The sequence below is a fragment of the Agromyces sp. NPDC029043 genome, from assembly GCF_055564615.1.
This window is the reverse complement of sequence record NZ_JBVHVX010000004.1, coordinates 209849-222795: the sequence shown is the minus strand read 5'-3', so window position 1 is coordinate 222795 and position 12947 is coordinate 209849. Positions and strand designations below refer to the sequence as shown.

Below are 12947 nucleotides of genomic sequence, written 5' to 3'. Positions count from 1 at the left end.
AGCACTCAGCGAGAGGTGAGCGGATGCCGCGCCGCGGGGGTGTGCGGCATCCGCTCGACCCGGCGGCTACGCCGGGATGAGGGTGTACTTGGTGTCGAGGAACTCGTGGATGCCCTCGAAGCCGCCCTCGCGGCCGATGCCCGACTGCTTGACGCCGCCGAACGGCGCCGCGGCGTTGGAGACGAGGCCGGTGTTGAGGCCCATCATGCCGGTGTCGAGGCGGTCGATCATGCGGTGGCCGCGAGCGAGGTCCTGCGTGAACACGTAGGAGATGAGGCCGTACTCGGTGGAGTTCGCCAGGCGCACGGCCTCGTCCTCGTCGGCGAACGTGGTGATGCCGAGCACCGGCCCGAAGATCTCCTCGCGGAGGAGCCGGGCATCGGCCGAGACGTCGCCGAGCACGGTCGGCGAGTAGAACGAGCCTGCGCCGTCGATCGGCGCACCCCCGGCCAGGACCTTCGCGCCCTTGTTCACGGCGTCCTGCACCAGCTCGTCGGTCGAGGCGACCGCGTCGTCGTCGATGAGCGGGCCGATCGCGACCCCGTCCTCGGTGCCGCGCCCGACGCGCATCGCGGCGACGCGCTCGGTGACGCGCTTCGCGAACTCGGACGCGACGGACTCGTGCACGATGAACCGGTTCGCGGCCGTGCACGCCTGCCCGATGTTGCGGAACTTCGCGACGATCGCGCCATCGACGGCCTTGTCGAGGTCGGCGTCGTCGAAGACGACGAACGGCGCGTTGCCGCCGAGCTCCATCGAGGTGCGCAGGATCCCCTGGGCGGACTGCTCGATGAGCTTGCGGCCCACCTCGGTCGAGCCCGTGAACGACAGCTTGCGCAGGCGCGGGTCGGCGATGATCGGGCCCGACACCTTCGACGAGCTCGTGGTGGTGACCACGTTGACGACGCCCTTCGGGAGCCCGACCTCTTCGAGCAGCTGCACGAACGCGACGGTCGTGAGCGGCGTCAGCGCGGCCGGCTTGACCACCACCGTGCAGCCCGCGGCGAGCGCCGGCGCGATCTTGCGCGTTGCCATCGCGAGCGGGAAGTTCCACGGCGTGATGAAGTACGACGGGCCGACCGGGCGCTGCGCGACCACGATGCGGCCGGTACCCTCGGGGTTCCAGCCGTAGCGGCCGGTGATGCGCACGGCCTCCTCGGAGAACCAGCGGAGGAACTCGCCGCCGTAGTTGACCTCGCCGCGCGCCTCGGCGAGCGGCTTGCCCATCTCGAGCGTCATGAGCAGCGCGAAGTCCTCGCGACGCTCCATGAGGAGGTCGAAGGCCCGCCGGAGGATCTCGCCGCGCTCGCGGGGCGCGGTCGCGGCCCACGACGCCTGCGCGGCCACGGCCGCATCGAGCGCACGGATGCCGTCGGCAGCCGATGCGTCCGCGATCTCCTTGAGCACCTCGCCCGTGGACGGGTCGCGCACCTCGAAGGTCTTGCCGCTCTCGGCGGCGACCCACTCGCCGCCGATGAACAGGCCGTCGGCGACGCGGTCGAGGAGGGCGGATTCCTGCGTTGCAGTGGTCATGCGTGTTGTCCGTTCCGTGTCGTGCGCGGGTCTCGCGCGATCAGGGGTAGAGGCCGCGGAGGCGGTGCGCCTCGGCGACGCGTTCGACGGCGAGCGCCGTGGCGGCGGTGCGGAGCGAGAGGTCGCGGGCCTCGGCGTAGCCGAGGACGTGACGCCAGGCGTTCAGCATCCGCTCCTCCAGTCTGCTCTCGACCTCGTCGGCCCGCCACCAGTACGCCTGGTTGGCCTGGACCCACTCGAAGTACGAGACGATGACGCCGCCCGCGTTGGCGAGGATGTCGGGGACGACGAGCACGCCGCGCTCGCGCAGGATCGCGTCGGCGGCGGGCGTGGTGGGGCCGTTGGCGCCCTCGACGACCACGGAGGCCTTCACGTCGCGGGCGTTGCCGCCGTGGAGCACGCCCTCGACGGCGGCGGGCACGAGCAGGTCGACGTCCTGCGTGAGCAGTTCGTCGCGGTCGAGCTCGTCGGCCCCGGCGAAGCCGACGACCGAGCCGGTGGCGCGGACGTGGTCGGAGAGCGCCTCGATGTCGATGCCGCCATCGTTGCGGAGGGCGCCGTACTGGTCGCTCACCGCGGTGACGCGCACGCCGGCCTCGGCGAGGAAACGGGCCGCGTCGGCGCCGACCTTGCCGAAGCCCTGCACCGCCGCGGTCGAACGCGCCGGCTCGAGGCCGGCGTGGCGCAGCGCCGCGAGCGCGATGTGCGTGACGCCGCGCGAGGTCGCCGACGCCCGCCCGAGCGACCCGCCGAGCGAGATCGGCTTGCCGGTGACGATGCCGGGCACGGTGTAGCCGCTGTTGACGGAGTAGGTGTCCATCATCCAGGCCATGGTCTGCTCGTCGGTTCCGATGTCGGGCGCCGGGATGTCGCGCTCGGGCCCGATGATCGGCAGGATCTCGCTGGTGTACCGACGCGTGACGCGCTCGAGCTCGGCGAGCGAGTGCTCGCGCGGGTCGATCGCAAGCCCGCCCTTGGCGCCGCCGTACGGCACGTCGAGCAGGGCGCACTTCCAGGTCATCCACATGGCGAGCGCGCGCACCTCGTCGAGGTTGACGTTCGGCGCGTAGCGCAGGCCGCCCTTGGCGGGGCCCCGCGAGAAGTTGTGCTGCACGCGGTATCCGAGGTACAGCCGGCTCTCGCCCGAGTCGAGCCGCAGCGGCACGGCCACGCTCAGCTCGCGGCGCGGCGTGGCGAGCATCTGGTGGAGGCCGTCGCCGTAGCCCAGCAGCGTCACCGCCTCGGCGAGCTGTGCGCGCGCGTCGGCCAGCGGGGTGGGCTCGGCGGCGGAAGGGCGGGTGACGGATGCCGCGGCATCCGTCGGCGACGTCACGGGGTTCATGCCTGCTTCAGCCCCTCGGCGAGCACGTCGAGGCCCTCGATGAGCAGCTCGTCGCTGATGGTGAGCGGCGGCAGGAATCGGATGACGTTGCCGTACGTGCCGCACGTGAGCACGAGCACGCCGTTGGCGGCGGCGTGGGCGGCGAGCTTGCCGGTGAGGCCGGCGTCGGGCGCGCCGGTCTCGGGGTCGACGAGCTCGATCGCGACCATGGCGCCGCGGCCGCGGACGTCGCCGATGCGGGCGTCGGCCGTGCGCAGGGCGTTGAGCCGGCCGATGAGCACCGACCCGATCTCGCGGGCGCGCTCGATGAGCCCGTCCTGCTCGTACGACTCGATGGCCGCGAGGGCGGCGGCGCAGGCGAGCGGGTTGCCGCCGTAGGTGCCGCCGAGGCCGCCGGGCATGGCGGAGTCCATGATCTCGGCGCGACCCGTGACCGCCGAGAGCGGAAGTCCGCCGGCGATGCCCTTCGCGGTGACGACGAGGTCGGGCACGATGCCCTCGTGGTCGCTGGCGAACCAGGCGCCGGTGCGGCCGAAGCCGGTCTGCACCTCGTCGGCGATGAACACGACGTCGTTCTCGTTCGCCCACTTCACGAGCGCCGGCAGGAAGCCGGGCGCGGGCACGATGAACCCGCCCTCGCCCTGGATGGGCTCGATGATGATGGCGGCGAGGTTCTCGGCGCCGATCTGCTTCTCGATCTGCAGGATGGCGCGGGCCGCGGCCTCGGCGCCGGAGAGGCCGCCGTCGCGGAAGGGGTAGCTGAGCGGCGCGCGGTACACCTCGGGCGCGAACGGGCCGAAGCCGTTCTTGTACGGGATGTTCTTCGCCGTGAGGCCCATGGTGAGGTTCGTGCGGCCGTGGTAGGCGTGGTCGAACGCGACGACCGCCTGCTTCCTGGTGTGGTGGCGCGCGATCTTGATGGCGTTCTCGACGGCCTCGGCGCCGGAGTTGAAGAGGGCCGAGTGCTTCTCGTGGTCGCCCGGCGTGAGCTCGTTGAGCTTCTCGGCGACGGCGACGTAGGAGTCGTACGGCGCGACGGTGAAGCACGTGTGGGTGAAGGCGTTCAGCTGCGCGGTGACGGCCTCGACGACACGCGGGTTCGCGTTGCCGACGCCGGTCACGGCGATGCCGGAGCCGAGGTCGATGATCGAGTTGCCGTCGGCGTCGACGATGACTCCGCCGCCCGCCGCGACGACCGACACGGGGAGGGTGGTGCCGACGCCCTTCGCGACGGCCTGGGCCTTGCGGGCCATGAGCTCCTGCGAGCGGGGGCCCGGGATGCTGGTGACGAGGCGACGCTCCTGCGGGAGGGCGGGGCCGCCGACGGCGGTGAGGGCCGTGGGTTCGACGAGGGTCATGGGATGCTCCGATGCGGTGACGACGGTGGCGGTGTCGGGCCATGGTAGGCAGCCCGAAGCGGATACCACCCCCTCCCCGATGTACACTCGTACCCACTGTGCTCGACGTGGCGTACACCGAGGAGGTTCCGTGAAGCCCACCGTTCGCACCCTCCTCGATCGCGGCGACCTCGCGCTGACGCTCCTGACCGACGCGGCGTCGCTTCCCGACGCCGCGCTCGACGCGCCGGTGCCGTGGGTGCACAGTTCCGACCTCGAGGATCCGGCGCCGTTCCTCGAGCCCGGGCAGGTGCTGCTCACCACCGGCACCCAGTTCGGCGCCGACACCGACCATGACGACCCCGCCGTCTTCGACGCGTACGTCGCTCGCCTCGCCGGTGCGGGCATCGCAGCCCTCGGGTTCGGCACCGAGGTCGTGCGCGCGGGCACCCCGCCCCTGCTGGCGCAGGCGTGCGCGAGGCACGGCGTGCCGCTCTTCGAGGTGCCGTACCGCGTGCCGTTCATCCGCGTCGCGCGCACCGTCGCCGACCTCAACGCGGCCGACGCGAACGCCCGCCAGGCGTGGGCGCTGCAGGCGCAGCGCGCGATCTCGCTCGCGGCGCTCCGCCCCGACGGCCTCGGCGCGACGCTCACCGAGCTCAGCCATCGGCTCGGAACCTGGGTCGGCCTCGTCGACGCCGCGGGCGCGCTCGACAGGGAGGCTCCCGTCGGCGGGCTCGGCCAGCCCGCGCTCGGCGAGGTGGTCGGCGAGGCGCGCTCGATGCTGCGACGCGGCCAGCGCGCGAGCCGGACCCTCGAGGCCGGCGCATCGGTGGGCCGGTCGCAGCGGATGACGCTGCAGACGCTCGGCGCCGGCGGCGCGCTGCGCGGCGTGCTCGTGATCGGCGACTCCCCCGAGCTCGACGCCGCCGGTCGCGAGGTCGTCACCGCGGTGATCGCGCTCGCCGGGCTCGCGCTCGAGCAGAACCGCGATCTCGACCGTGCTCGCGGTCACCTCAGATCGGGCCTGCTGCGCTCGATGCTCGCGGGCGACGTCGAGCTCGCGGCCGGCGTCTCCGCCGAGATGTGGGGCCCGCTGCCGCAGGATCCCGTCCGCGTCGCGGTCGCCGACCTGCCCACCGAGCACGTCGATCGGGTCTCCGAGCAGCTCGAGCTCCTCGTCGACGAGCGGGCCGGCCGGCTGTTCTTCGGCCGCGACGGCGAGACCGTCGTGGTCGTCGCCGAGGACGGGGACCGCGGGGTCGCCGACGACCTCGCGAGCGAGTTCGACGTGCCGGTCGGCGTCTCCGACGCGGCATCCGTCGCCGACCTCGCCCGGCTGCACGAGCAGGCGACCCGCGCGCTCGAGCGCGCCCGCGAGACCGGCCCCGGCGTGACGTGGTTCGACGACATCAGCCGGCAGGGCGTGCTCGCGTTCCTCGCCCGCACCGACGCGCGCGCGGTCGCCCGGGCGACGCTCGAGCCGCTCATCGAGTACGACCGCGACAACGGCACCGCGCTCCTCGAGACCACGCGCACGTGGCTCGAGCACGGCGGCCAGTTCGACGCGACGGCGCAGGAGCTGGGCGTGCACCGCCACACCGTGCGCAGCCGCATCGCGCTCGCCGAGAAGCTTCTGAGTCGCGACCTCTCGGGGTTCCACGCGCGCGCCGACCTGTGGGCCGCGCTGCTCGCGACGGAGTGAGCCTTCCGGTCGCCCGGCGCCGGGCGTACCGTGGAATGAGGACGTTCTCGCGACGAGGGGGGTACCGATGCAGGCGACGGTCGGCGATCGGCTGGTCATCCACGGCAAGGCCGTGGGCAACGCGGAGCGGCACGGCGAGGTGCTCGAGGTCCGCGGCGCGGACGGCGGCCCGCCGTACCTCGTCCGCTTCGACGACGGTCACGAGGCGCTGCTGTACCCGGGCAGCGACTGCGAGCTCGAGCACGCGCACAAGCACAGCGCGCACTAGTGCGGCCCGAGCCGAGGAGCGGCCGCAGGTCGTCTCCGGGGTCGGCGCGGGCGGGCGAGCGGATGGCACGCGATAGCGTGGAACGCATGTTCTCCTCGTACGCGGCCATCGGCGACAGCTTCACCGAGGGCGTGGGCGACGAACTGCCCGACGGCAGCGTGCGCGGCTGGGCCGACTTCGTGGCGCTCGGGATGGCGCGCGCCGCGGCACCCGACCCGGTGCGGTACGCCAACCTCGCGATCCGCGGGCGCAAGCTCGGCCCGATCATCGACGAGCAGCTCGAGGCCGCGATCGCGCTGAAGCCCGAGGCGATCAGCTTCAACGGCGGCGGAAACGACATGCTGCGCCCGCGGATGGCCGAGGAGATCGTCGCCGACCGGTTCCGCCAAGCGGTGCACCGCATTCGCGACGAGGGCATCCACGTGATCATGCTGAGCGGCGCGAACCCGACCGACCACCTGCCGCTCGGCCGGGTGTTCGATGCGCGCGGGGTGCGGCTCACGCGGGCGCTCTACGACCTCGCGTCGCTTCCCGGCGTGACGTTCGTCGACAACTTCGGCGATCGGGCGCTTCGCGACATCCGCTACTGGTCGCCCGACAAGCTGCACCTCAACTCGCTCGGGCACGCGAAGGTCGCGGCGAACGTGCTCACCGCGCTCGGCATCGTCGTGCCCGAGGAGTGGGGCGTCGCCGAGGTCGCCTCCGCGCCCGCGGGCCCGAAGAGCCGCAACACCGCGGTGTACTACCGCGAGTACGTGCTCCCGTGGATCGGCCGCCGCCTCACGGGCCGCTCCTCGGGCGACGGTCGCACGGCGAAGCGCCCGACCCTCGAGCCGGTCGCCCTCGACGGCTGACGGGTCGCGCGCCGGGTCAGTCGGCGAGCACGCCCTGCACGAACGCCCGCGTGCGACGCGCGAGGCCGTCGATGCGCGCCCACGCGTGGGAACCGCTGCGCACCTCGGCAGGCGCCAGCGGCGCGTGCAGCCGCACGTTCTCCTGGCACGACAGGTCGCTGCAGAGGTACGTGCCGATCGTGTTGCCGTTGCGGCCGGCCTCGCCGGCGCGTCGCGCGGAGAACATCGTGACCTGGTTCATCGGCTGCTGCGTGTGGCACAGGTTGCACATCCCGGCCCGGAATCGCGACGACGGCGGATCGGCCGCACGCAGCACGACCCCGACCGGCTCGTCGTCGATGAGCGTGACGAGGTACCCGCGGCGACTCGCCTTGCGGTCGCGCCAGGCGAGCGCATCGACCCGGTCCCACTCGACGAGCAGGTACTCCAGCGGCAGTTCGAGCTCCTCGAGCTCGCGGTCGGTCGCGTTCACGAACGACGACCGGAGCTCGTCCTCGGTGATGGGACGCATCCGACCCCCCTTCGACCCGAACCAGTGTAGGAGGTCCCGGCGGCGGCGTCCCCCGGGCGGTCAGTCGAAGCTCGGCCGCGGGCGATCGTCGACGCGCGGGCACCAGCCCGCGGGCGTGCGGTCGTAGTCGTGCTCCGGGCCGTCGGCGACGAGCCGGGCGAGCGCGTCGACGAACCGGTCGACGTCGTCGGCCGACGAGCCCGCCCCGAGGCTGGCCCGCAGGCCGTTCGCCCGCGCCGCGACGCGGTCGAAGAACGGATGCGCGCAGAAGCGTCCGGCGCGGACCGAGATGCCGTGCTCGGCCGCGAGCGCCGCGGCGACGAGCCCCACCGATCCGCGTTCGAGCTCGATCGTCGCGATGCCGAGCCGGTCGTCGGCGTCGACGAAGCCGCGGATGACGCGGACCCCGCGCACCGCGCCGAGGCCCGCGTGCAGGCGCGCGGTCAGCGCCTCCTCGTGCTCGCGTCGGGCATCGTCGCCGAGTCGTTCGAGCTCGGCCAGGGCACGGGCGAGCGCGGTGATGCCCAGCACGTTGGGCGTGCCCGCCTCGTGGCGCTCGGGGCCGGTCTTCCACGACGCGCCCTCGACCCGCACGGCCTCGACCGCGCCTCCGCCGGCCAGGTAGGCCGGTGCGGCGTCGAGCCAGTCCGATCGGCCGACGAGCGCGCCGGCGCCGTAGGGCGCATACGCCTTGTGCCCCGAGAACGCGAGGTAGTCGATGCCGGATGCCGCGAGGTCGACCCGTCGGTGCGGCAGCAGCTGCGCGCCGTCGACCGCCAGTCGGGCGCCGTGCTCGTGCGCCAGCGCGGCGATCGACGCGACGGGCAGCACCTCGCCGGTCACGTTGGACGCGCCGGTGACCGACACGAGCGCGGCGGGCCGCCGCCGCAGCTCCTCGGCGAGCGCCGCGATCGTCTCCGCGACGGTCGGCCGGGCCACGACCACGCGCCGGCCACCGCGCTGCCACGGCAGCAGGTTGGCGTGGTGCTCGATGTCGAGCACGACGGTCTCGCCGGGCACCGCGCCCGCGAGCAGGTTGAGCGCGTCGGTCGTGTTGCGCGTGAAGACGACCGCGTCGTCGAGGCGGGCGCCCACATGCCGGGCGACGGCGACGCGCGCGTCGTCGACGAGCGCGGTCGAGGCCTGCGACGGGTAGCCCGTGCCGCGGTGCACGCTCGAGTAGTAGGGCAGCACGCGGGCGATGTGCGCGCTGACGGCGGCCAGGGCCGGCGCAGAGGCCGCGACATCCAGGTTCACGTGGCGCACGCGCCGTCCGCCGAGCACCGGCACCTCGAGCCCGGCGTCGTCGAGCACGGCGAGCGGCCCGGCGCCGGCGTGCACGGCGGTCGCGGAGCTGGACATGGCGCCTCCTCGGACGGGGTTCGCACGAGGCTACGGACGCGCGGCCCGCGCCATCAAGGGTCGCGCGTCACTGTGCGTCATGTCCGGAAACGGAGCGCAACACACGAGGCCGCCGGGGCGGGGCCGTCGCGGCCGTACGATTGGTGCATCCGGCGCCTGCGCGCGCCGACCGACGAACCCCGGAGCACCCCACGACGTGACGACGACCGAGCCCGACCAGTTCCCCGACGACCGCACCGAGCGCAACGGCCTCGCCAAGGGCGACGCCTTCCGCCGCCCCCTCCCCGATCCCGACCGGGGGCTGCAGCTGAGCGACGTCCCCGAGCTCGTGCTGGTCACCTCCCCGACCCCGCACGCGCGGTTCGACCGCGACGACGTCGTCGTCCGAAAGGGCCAGTACGCGCTCGCGAACGGGCACGCGACGCCGCACGAGTCGATGGTCGAGGACCTGCTCGCCGTGGCTTCCGCCCTCGACGAGGCCGGCATCGATCACCTGCTGGTCCGCCGCGACGGCGGCCGCGCCGTGATCGCCGTCGATCGCGCCGACCGCAAGCGCGTGGTCCGCGCGCTCGCGACCGCGTTCGCGAACGAGCCGTTCTACTCGGCCACGCTCGTACCCGAGAAGGCGGCCGACGCCGCCCACGTGCTCGTCGCCGACGGCACGCTCTCGGCGCACCGCAAGCCGCAGGCCGTACGGCTGTACCGCCCCCGCATCGAACCCGTGGGCCGGCTGCGGTACGGCGCCGAGTCGGCGCTGCAGCTGGAGTTCTGGCGCTTCGGCGACGACGTCATCGAGGCGCCGTGCGAGAACGCGCTCATGCGCCGCACGCTCCCCCGCTCGGAGGCGGTCGACGAGACCGTGCACCTGCACGGGCGCGACTGGCGCACGATCGAGCACATGTGGGCGCCGCTCGCGAGCGACATCGACTTCGAGATCGACATGGTGTTCTCCTGGGTCGACGGCTCCGACGTCGAGTTCCTCCGCGAGCGCGCGCGTCGCATGCAGACGTACGTGGTCGGCGAGGGCGACGAGTCCGAGGCCCGCTACCGTCAGATCGACGAGTTGAAGTACGCGCTGCGGTCGGTGCACCTGTTCGCACCCTGGGTGCGTCGCATCTTCATCTGCACCGACTCGCCGGCGCCGAAGTGGCTTGCGAAGCACCCCAAGGTCACGATCGTGCGCAGCGAGGAGATGTTCGCCGACACCTCGATGCTGCCCACCTACAACTCGCACGCGATCGAGAGCCAGCTGCACCGCATCGAGGGCCTCGCCGAGCACTTCCTCTACTCCAACGACGACATGTTCTTCGGCCGTCCGCTCTCGCCCGACCTGTTCTTCTCGCCGGGCGGCATCACCAAGTTCGTCGAGGCAACGACGCGCATCGGGCTCGGCGAGACCGACCCGAGCCGCTCGGGCTTCGAGAACGCCGCGCGCGTGAACCGCGCGCTGCTGCGCGAGCGGTTCGGCAAGGTCACGACGCGCCACCTCGAGCACTCCGCGGCGCCGCTGCGCAAGAGCGTCATGGCCGAGCTCGAGGCGACCTTCCCCGACGAGTTCCGGCGCACCGCCGCGAGCCGCTTCCGCTCGGCGACCGACATCTCGGTCACCAACTCGCTCTACCACTACTACGCGCTGCTCACCGGGCGCGCGGTCGTGCAGACCGACGCGAAGGTCAAGTACATCGAGACCACGCTCAAGCGCGCCGTGCCGGCCATGCGGCGGCTGCTGAAGCGGCGCGACATGGACATGTTCTGCCTGAACGACGGCAGCTTCCCCGAGATCTCGGTGGAGGAGCGCACCACGGCGGTCATCGACTTCCTCGAGCGGTACTTCCCGTTCCCCGCCCCGTGGGAGAAGGGTGCGACGGATGCCGCGGCGAGCCTCGCGGCGACGGGCGACGTGCCGTCGATCGACGAGCTCCGGCGCGCAGCGGAGGACCTCACGGCGTAGGTCTCGGTACGGGCGCTGGGCGTCCTCCTCGACCGGCGGAGCCTAGGCGAGCACGGGGATGGGCTCGGTGAACGGCGGCTCCGCCGTCCGCACGATCATCGGCGAGGCGGCATCCGGGATCACCACGCCCGTGAGCGCGAGGCGGCGCGCCGATTCCTCGGCGTCGATGAAGGCCAGGGCGGGGGTCTCCCCGAGCGGCACGACCGAGTGCAGCACCGTGTCGGGGTACACGTGCACGAGGTTGAACGCCCGCGCGCCGTCGCGACCGCGCGTGCCGCCGACGGGCACCGTGAGGTCCTGCGTGTAGCAGCTCGCCGACGCCACCGAGACGGGCACGCCCGCGAACATGGCGGTCGACGAGTAGTGCAGGTGTCCGCCGATGATCGAGCGGATGTCGCTTCCCGCGACCACCTCGGCCAGGGCCGCCTGGTCGCGCAGCTCGACCGAGACGGCCAGGTCGAGGACGCTCGGCACCGGCGGGTGGTGGAGCGCGAGGATCGTGCCGTCGGGCGCCGGGATCGAGAGCTCCTCGGCGAGCCAGTCGAGCTGGTCGCCCGTGACCTCGCCGTGATGGTGCCCGGGCACGGTCGTGTCGAGGGTGATGACGCGGAGGCCGTTGACATCGTGGACCCGGTCGACCGGTCGCTGCCCGCCGATGGCGTCGCCGAGCAGGCCGCGACGGAACGCGTCGCGCTCGTCGTGGTTGCCCATGACCCAGATCACCTGCGCGCCGAGTCGCGCTGCGGCGGGCTCGACGATGTCGCGGAGCAGCTCGTACGCCTCGGGCTCGCCGCGGTCGGCGAGGTCGCCCGTGAAGACGATCGCCTCGGGCCGCGCGCCCGACGCCTCGAACTGCTCGAAGAGCTCCCGGAGGTGGGTGTCGGCGGCGACCCGGTCGTAGAGCCGGCGTCCGCCGCCGAGCAGGTGCGTGTCGCTGATGTGCAGGAGGAAATGCGACGGCCGCGGATACTCGGCCCTCCGGATGTTCACGAATGCTCCGTCTCGTCGACTTGCTGGTCGTCCGGGTGTGGTCAACCTAGCGCAGCACGGGGAGCCGAACGTGCAGTGAACGCGGGATGTGACGAAGCTGAATGCTCCGCCATGACCCACCTTCGGGGGATGATGTCAAGGCCCTCCCCACGACGAGCGCGCGGCACCAGACTCGAGTCGAGAGGTGGTCGTCACCTCCAGGCAGGCCGGTCGGCGAGCTGAAGACCGTTCCCGTCCCCCGGGAGCCTTCGCCGCCGGCCTGCCGACCACCCACCGACTGCGTCGCGGTTGCCGCGCCGCAGTAGGGCCGCCGGCGCCCCGACGGCGCGTCTCCTGGGGAGCCCGTCAGTCCTTGGGCTTCTCGGGGCGATTCGTGGCACCCGGCGGGTCGGGTCGGCCGTTCGCGTCGGTGATCGGCTCGGTGGTCGGCGCCACGGGCTCACCGCTCGGCGCGGGATCGAGCACGGGCGTGCCGCTCTCGCCCGCCTCCGGTTCGCCGGTGGGCGTGGGGGTCGGCGACGGCGTGGGCGACGGCGCCGGGCTGGTCGGCACCGGGCTCGGCATCGTGAAGCCGGAGCCGGGCTGCGGGCGCGCCGCCTCCTCCTCGGCGATGCCGCCGCCGGCGACCGGACGGGGCACCTGCGCGATCATCGCCATCGTGCCGCCGATCGCGAGTGCCGAGACGACGAGCGCACCGCCGATGAGCACGAGCATGCGGTGCGCCGAGACCCACGGCAGCACCGGGCCGGCCCGGAAGGCCGAGACGGCCTCCCCAGCCCGGCCTCGGGCGGTCAGGAGCTTCGCGCGACCGACCGTGAGCCCGGAGGCGACGGCGGCCGTCACGGCCTCGAGGGGACCCACGGGACCGGTCGGCGGCGCCGCGCGGCGGCCTCGCCGCCTGCCTGCCTCATCCGGTCGGGGGTTCTCCATGCCATTCACCGTCTCGTCGCTGTCCGTCCGCCGGAGTACTCTACCTTCCCCGCCCGAACGGGGGACATCGCCTCGGGGGCTTGACACGGGCCCGATCCACTGTTCCGGGGGTCTTTCGACCCGGCACGCGCCATCCGTCGCCCCTACCGTCGAGACCGACGCGG

At 73.1% G+C, this 12947-nt stretch carries 11 protein-coding genes; 4 read left to right on the top strand and 7 right to left on the bottom strand.

Features of this window, described 5'->3' with window-relative positions; all coding sequences use genetic code 11:
- Positions 1 to 66: 66 nt before the first annotated feature.
- The 3 genes from ACZ4TW_RS07855 to gabT are packed head-to-tail and all read right to left on the bottom strand — an operon-like array spanning position 67 to position 4233.
- A complete protein-coding gene (locus tag ACZ4TW_RS07855; protein WP_465541773.1) occupies positions 67 to 1533 on the bottom strand; it encodes an NAD-dependent succinate-semialdehyde dehydrogenase in 1467 nt (488 codons plus the stop codon).
- A gap of 40 nt (positions 1534 to 1573) precedes the next feature.
- The gene (locus tag ACZ4TW_RS07850; RefSeq protein WP_465541772.1) at positions 1574 to 2875 is read right to left on the bottom strand and encodes a Glu/Leu/Phe/Val family dehydrogenase; all 1302 of its coding nucleotides are present in this window, start codon (positions 2873 to 2875) and stop codon (positions 1574 to 1576) included.
- Positions 2872 to 4233, bottom strand: a complete 1362-nt coding sequence (gabT, locus tag ACZ4TW_RS07845; RefSeq protein ID WP_465541770.1) for a 4-aminobutyrate--2-oxoglutarate transaminase — start codon at positions 4231 to 4233, stop codon at positions 2872 to 2874. The genes ACZ4TW_RS07850 and gabT overlap by 4 nt, the downstream gene beginning before the upstream one ends.
- Positions 4234 to 4363: 130 nt before the next feature.
- Between gabT and ACZ4TW_RS07840 the strand changes: the two genes are divergently transcribed.
- From ACZ4TW_RS07840 to ACZ4TW_RS07830, 3 genes are all read left to right on the top strand, one after another.
- Positions 4364 to 5917, top strand: coding sequence for a PucR family transcriptional regulator (locus ACZ4TW_RS07840; RefSeq protein ID WP_465541768.1), 1554 nt, complete (start codon positions 4364 to 4366; stop codon positions 5915 to 5917).
- A gap of 67 nt (positions 5918 to 5984) precedes the next feature.
- Positions 5985 to 6185: a DUF1918 domain-containing protein gene (locus tag ACZ4TW_RS07835; protein WP_465541766.1), complete on the top strand. Its 201-nt coding sequence runs from the start codon at positions 5985 to 5987 to the stop codon at positions 6183 to 6185.
- 86 nt (positions 6186 to 6271) lie between these two features.
- Complete coding sequence (locus tag ACZ4TW_RS07830) at positions 6272 to 7039, top strand: SGNH/GDSL hydrolase family protein (RefSeq protein WP_465541765.1); 768 nt, start codon at positions 6272 to 6274, stop codon at positions 7037 to 7039.
- Positions 7040 to 7055: 16 nt separating this feature from the next.
- Here ACZ4TW_RS07830 and ACZ4TW_RS07825 read toward each other — a convergent pair whose 3' ends face one another.
- Complete coding sequence (locus ACZ4TW_RS07825) at positions 7056 to 7550, bottom strand: FBP domain-containing protein (protein WP_465541763.1); 495 nt, start codon at positions 7548 to 7550, stop codon at positions 7056 to 7058.
- A gap of 60 nt (positions 7551 to 7610) precedes the next feature.
- Entirely contained in the window at positions 7611 to 8912 is a 1302-nt protein-coding gene (locus ACZ4TW_RS07820; protein WP_465541761.1) for an aminotransferase class V-fold PLP-dependent enzyme, read from the bottom strand.
- A gap of 328 nt (positions 8913 to 9240) precedes the next feature.
- On the opposite strand from ACZ4TW_RS07820, the gene ACZ4TW_RS07815 reads away from it, so the two are divergent.
- Positions 9241 to 10863, top strand: coding sequence for a stealth family protein (locus tag ACZ4TW_RS07815; RefSeq protein ID WP_465541869.1), 1623 nt, complete (start codon positions 9241 to 9243; stop codon positions 10861 to 10863).
- 42 nt (positions 10864 to 10905) lie between these two features.
- Here ACZ4TW_RS07815 and ACZ4TW_RS07810 read toward each other — a convergent pair whose 3' ends face one another.
- Both ACZ4TW_RS07810 and ACZ4TW_RS07805 read right to left on the bottom strand, forming a co-directional pair.
- Positions 10906 to 11853 (bottom strand): phosphodiesterase, encoded by a 948-nt coding sequence (locus ACZ4TW_RS07810; RefSeq protein WP_465541759.1) that lies wholly within the window; start codon positions 11851 to 11853, stop codon positions 10906 to 10908.
- Between the two features lie 345 nt (positions 11854 to 12198).
- Positions 12199 to 12696, bottom strand: coding sequence for a hypothetical protein (locus ACZ4TW_RS07805; RefSeq protein ID WP_465541757.1), 498 nt, complete (start codon positions 12694 to 12696; stop codon positions 12199 to 12201).
- Positions 12697 to 12947 lie beyond the last annotated feature (251 nt).

Coding starts and splice junctions, on each gene's coding strand:
- ACZ4TW_RS07830 (WP_465541765.1), top strand. CDS start 6,272: ATGTTCTCCTCGTACGCGGCCATCGGCGACAGCTTCACCGAGGGCGTG.
- ACZ4TW_RS07850 (WP_465541772.1), bottom strand. CDS start 2,875: ATGAACCCCGTGACGTCGCCGACGGATGCCGCGGCATCCGTCACCCGC.
- ACZ4TW_RS07855 (WP_465541773.1), bottom strand. CDS start 1,533: ATGACCACTGCAACGCAGGAATCCGCCCTCCTCGACCGCGTCGCCGAC.
- ACZ4TW_RS07835 (WP_465541766.1), top strand. CDS start 5,985: ATGCAGGCGACGGTCGGCGATCGGCTGGTCATCCACGGCAAGGCCGTG.
- ACZ4TW_RS07820 (WP_465541761.1), bottom strand. CDS start 8,912: ATGTCCAGCTCCGCGACCGCCGTGCACGCCGGCGCCGGGCCGCTCGCC.
- ACZ4TW_RS07825 (WP_465541763.1), bottom strand. CDS start 7,550: ATGCGTCCCATCACCGAGGACGAGCTCCGGTCGTCGTTCGTGAACGCG.
- gabT (WP_465541770.1), bottom strand. CDS start 4,233: ATGACCCTCGTCGAACCCACGGCCCTCACCGCCGTCGGCGGCCCCGCC.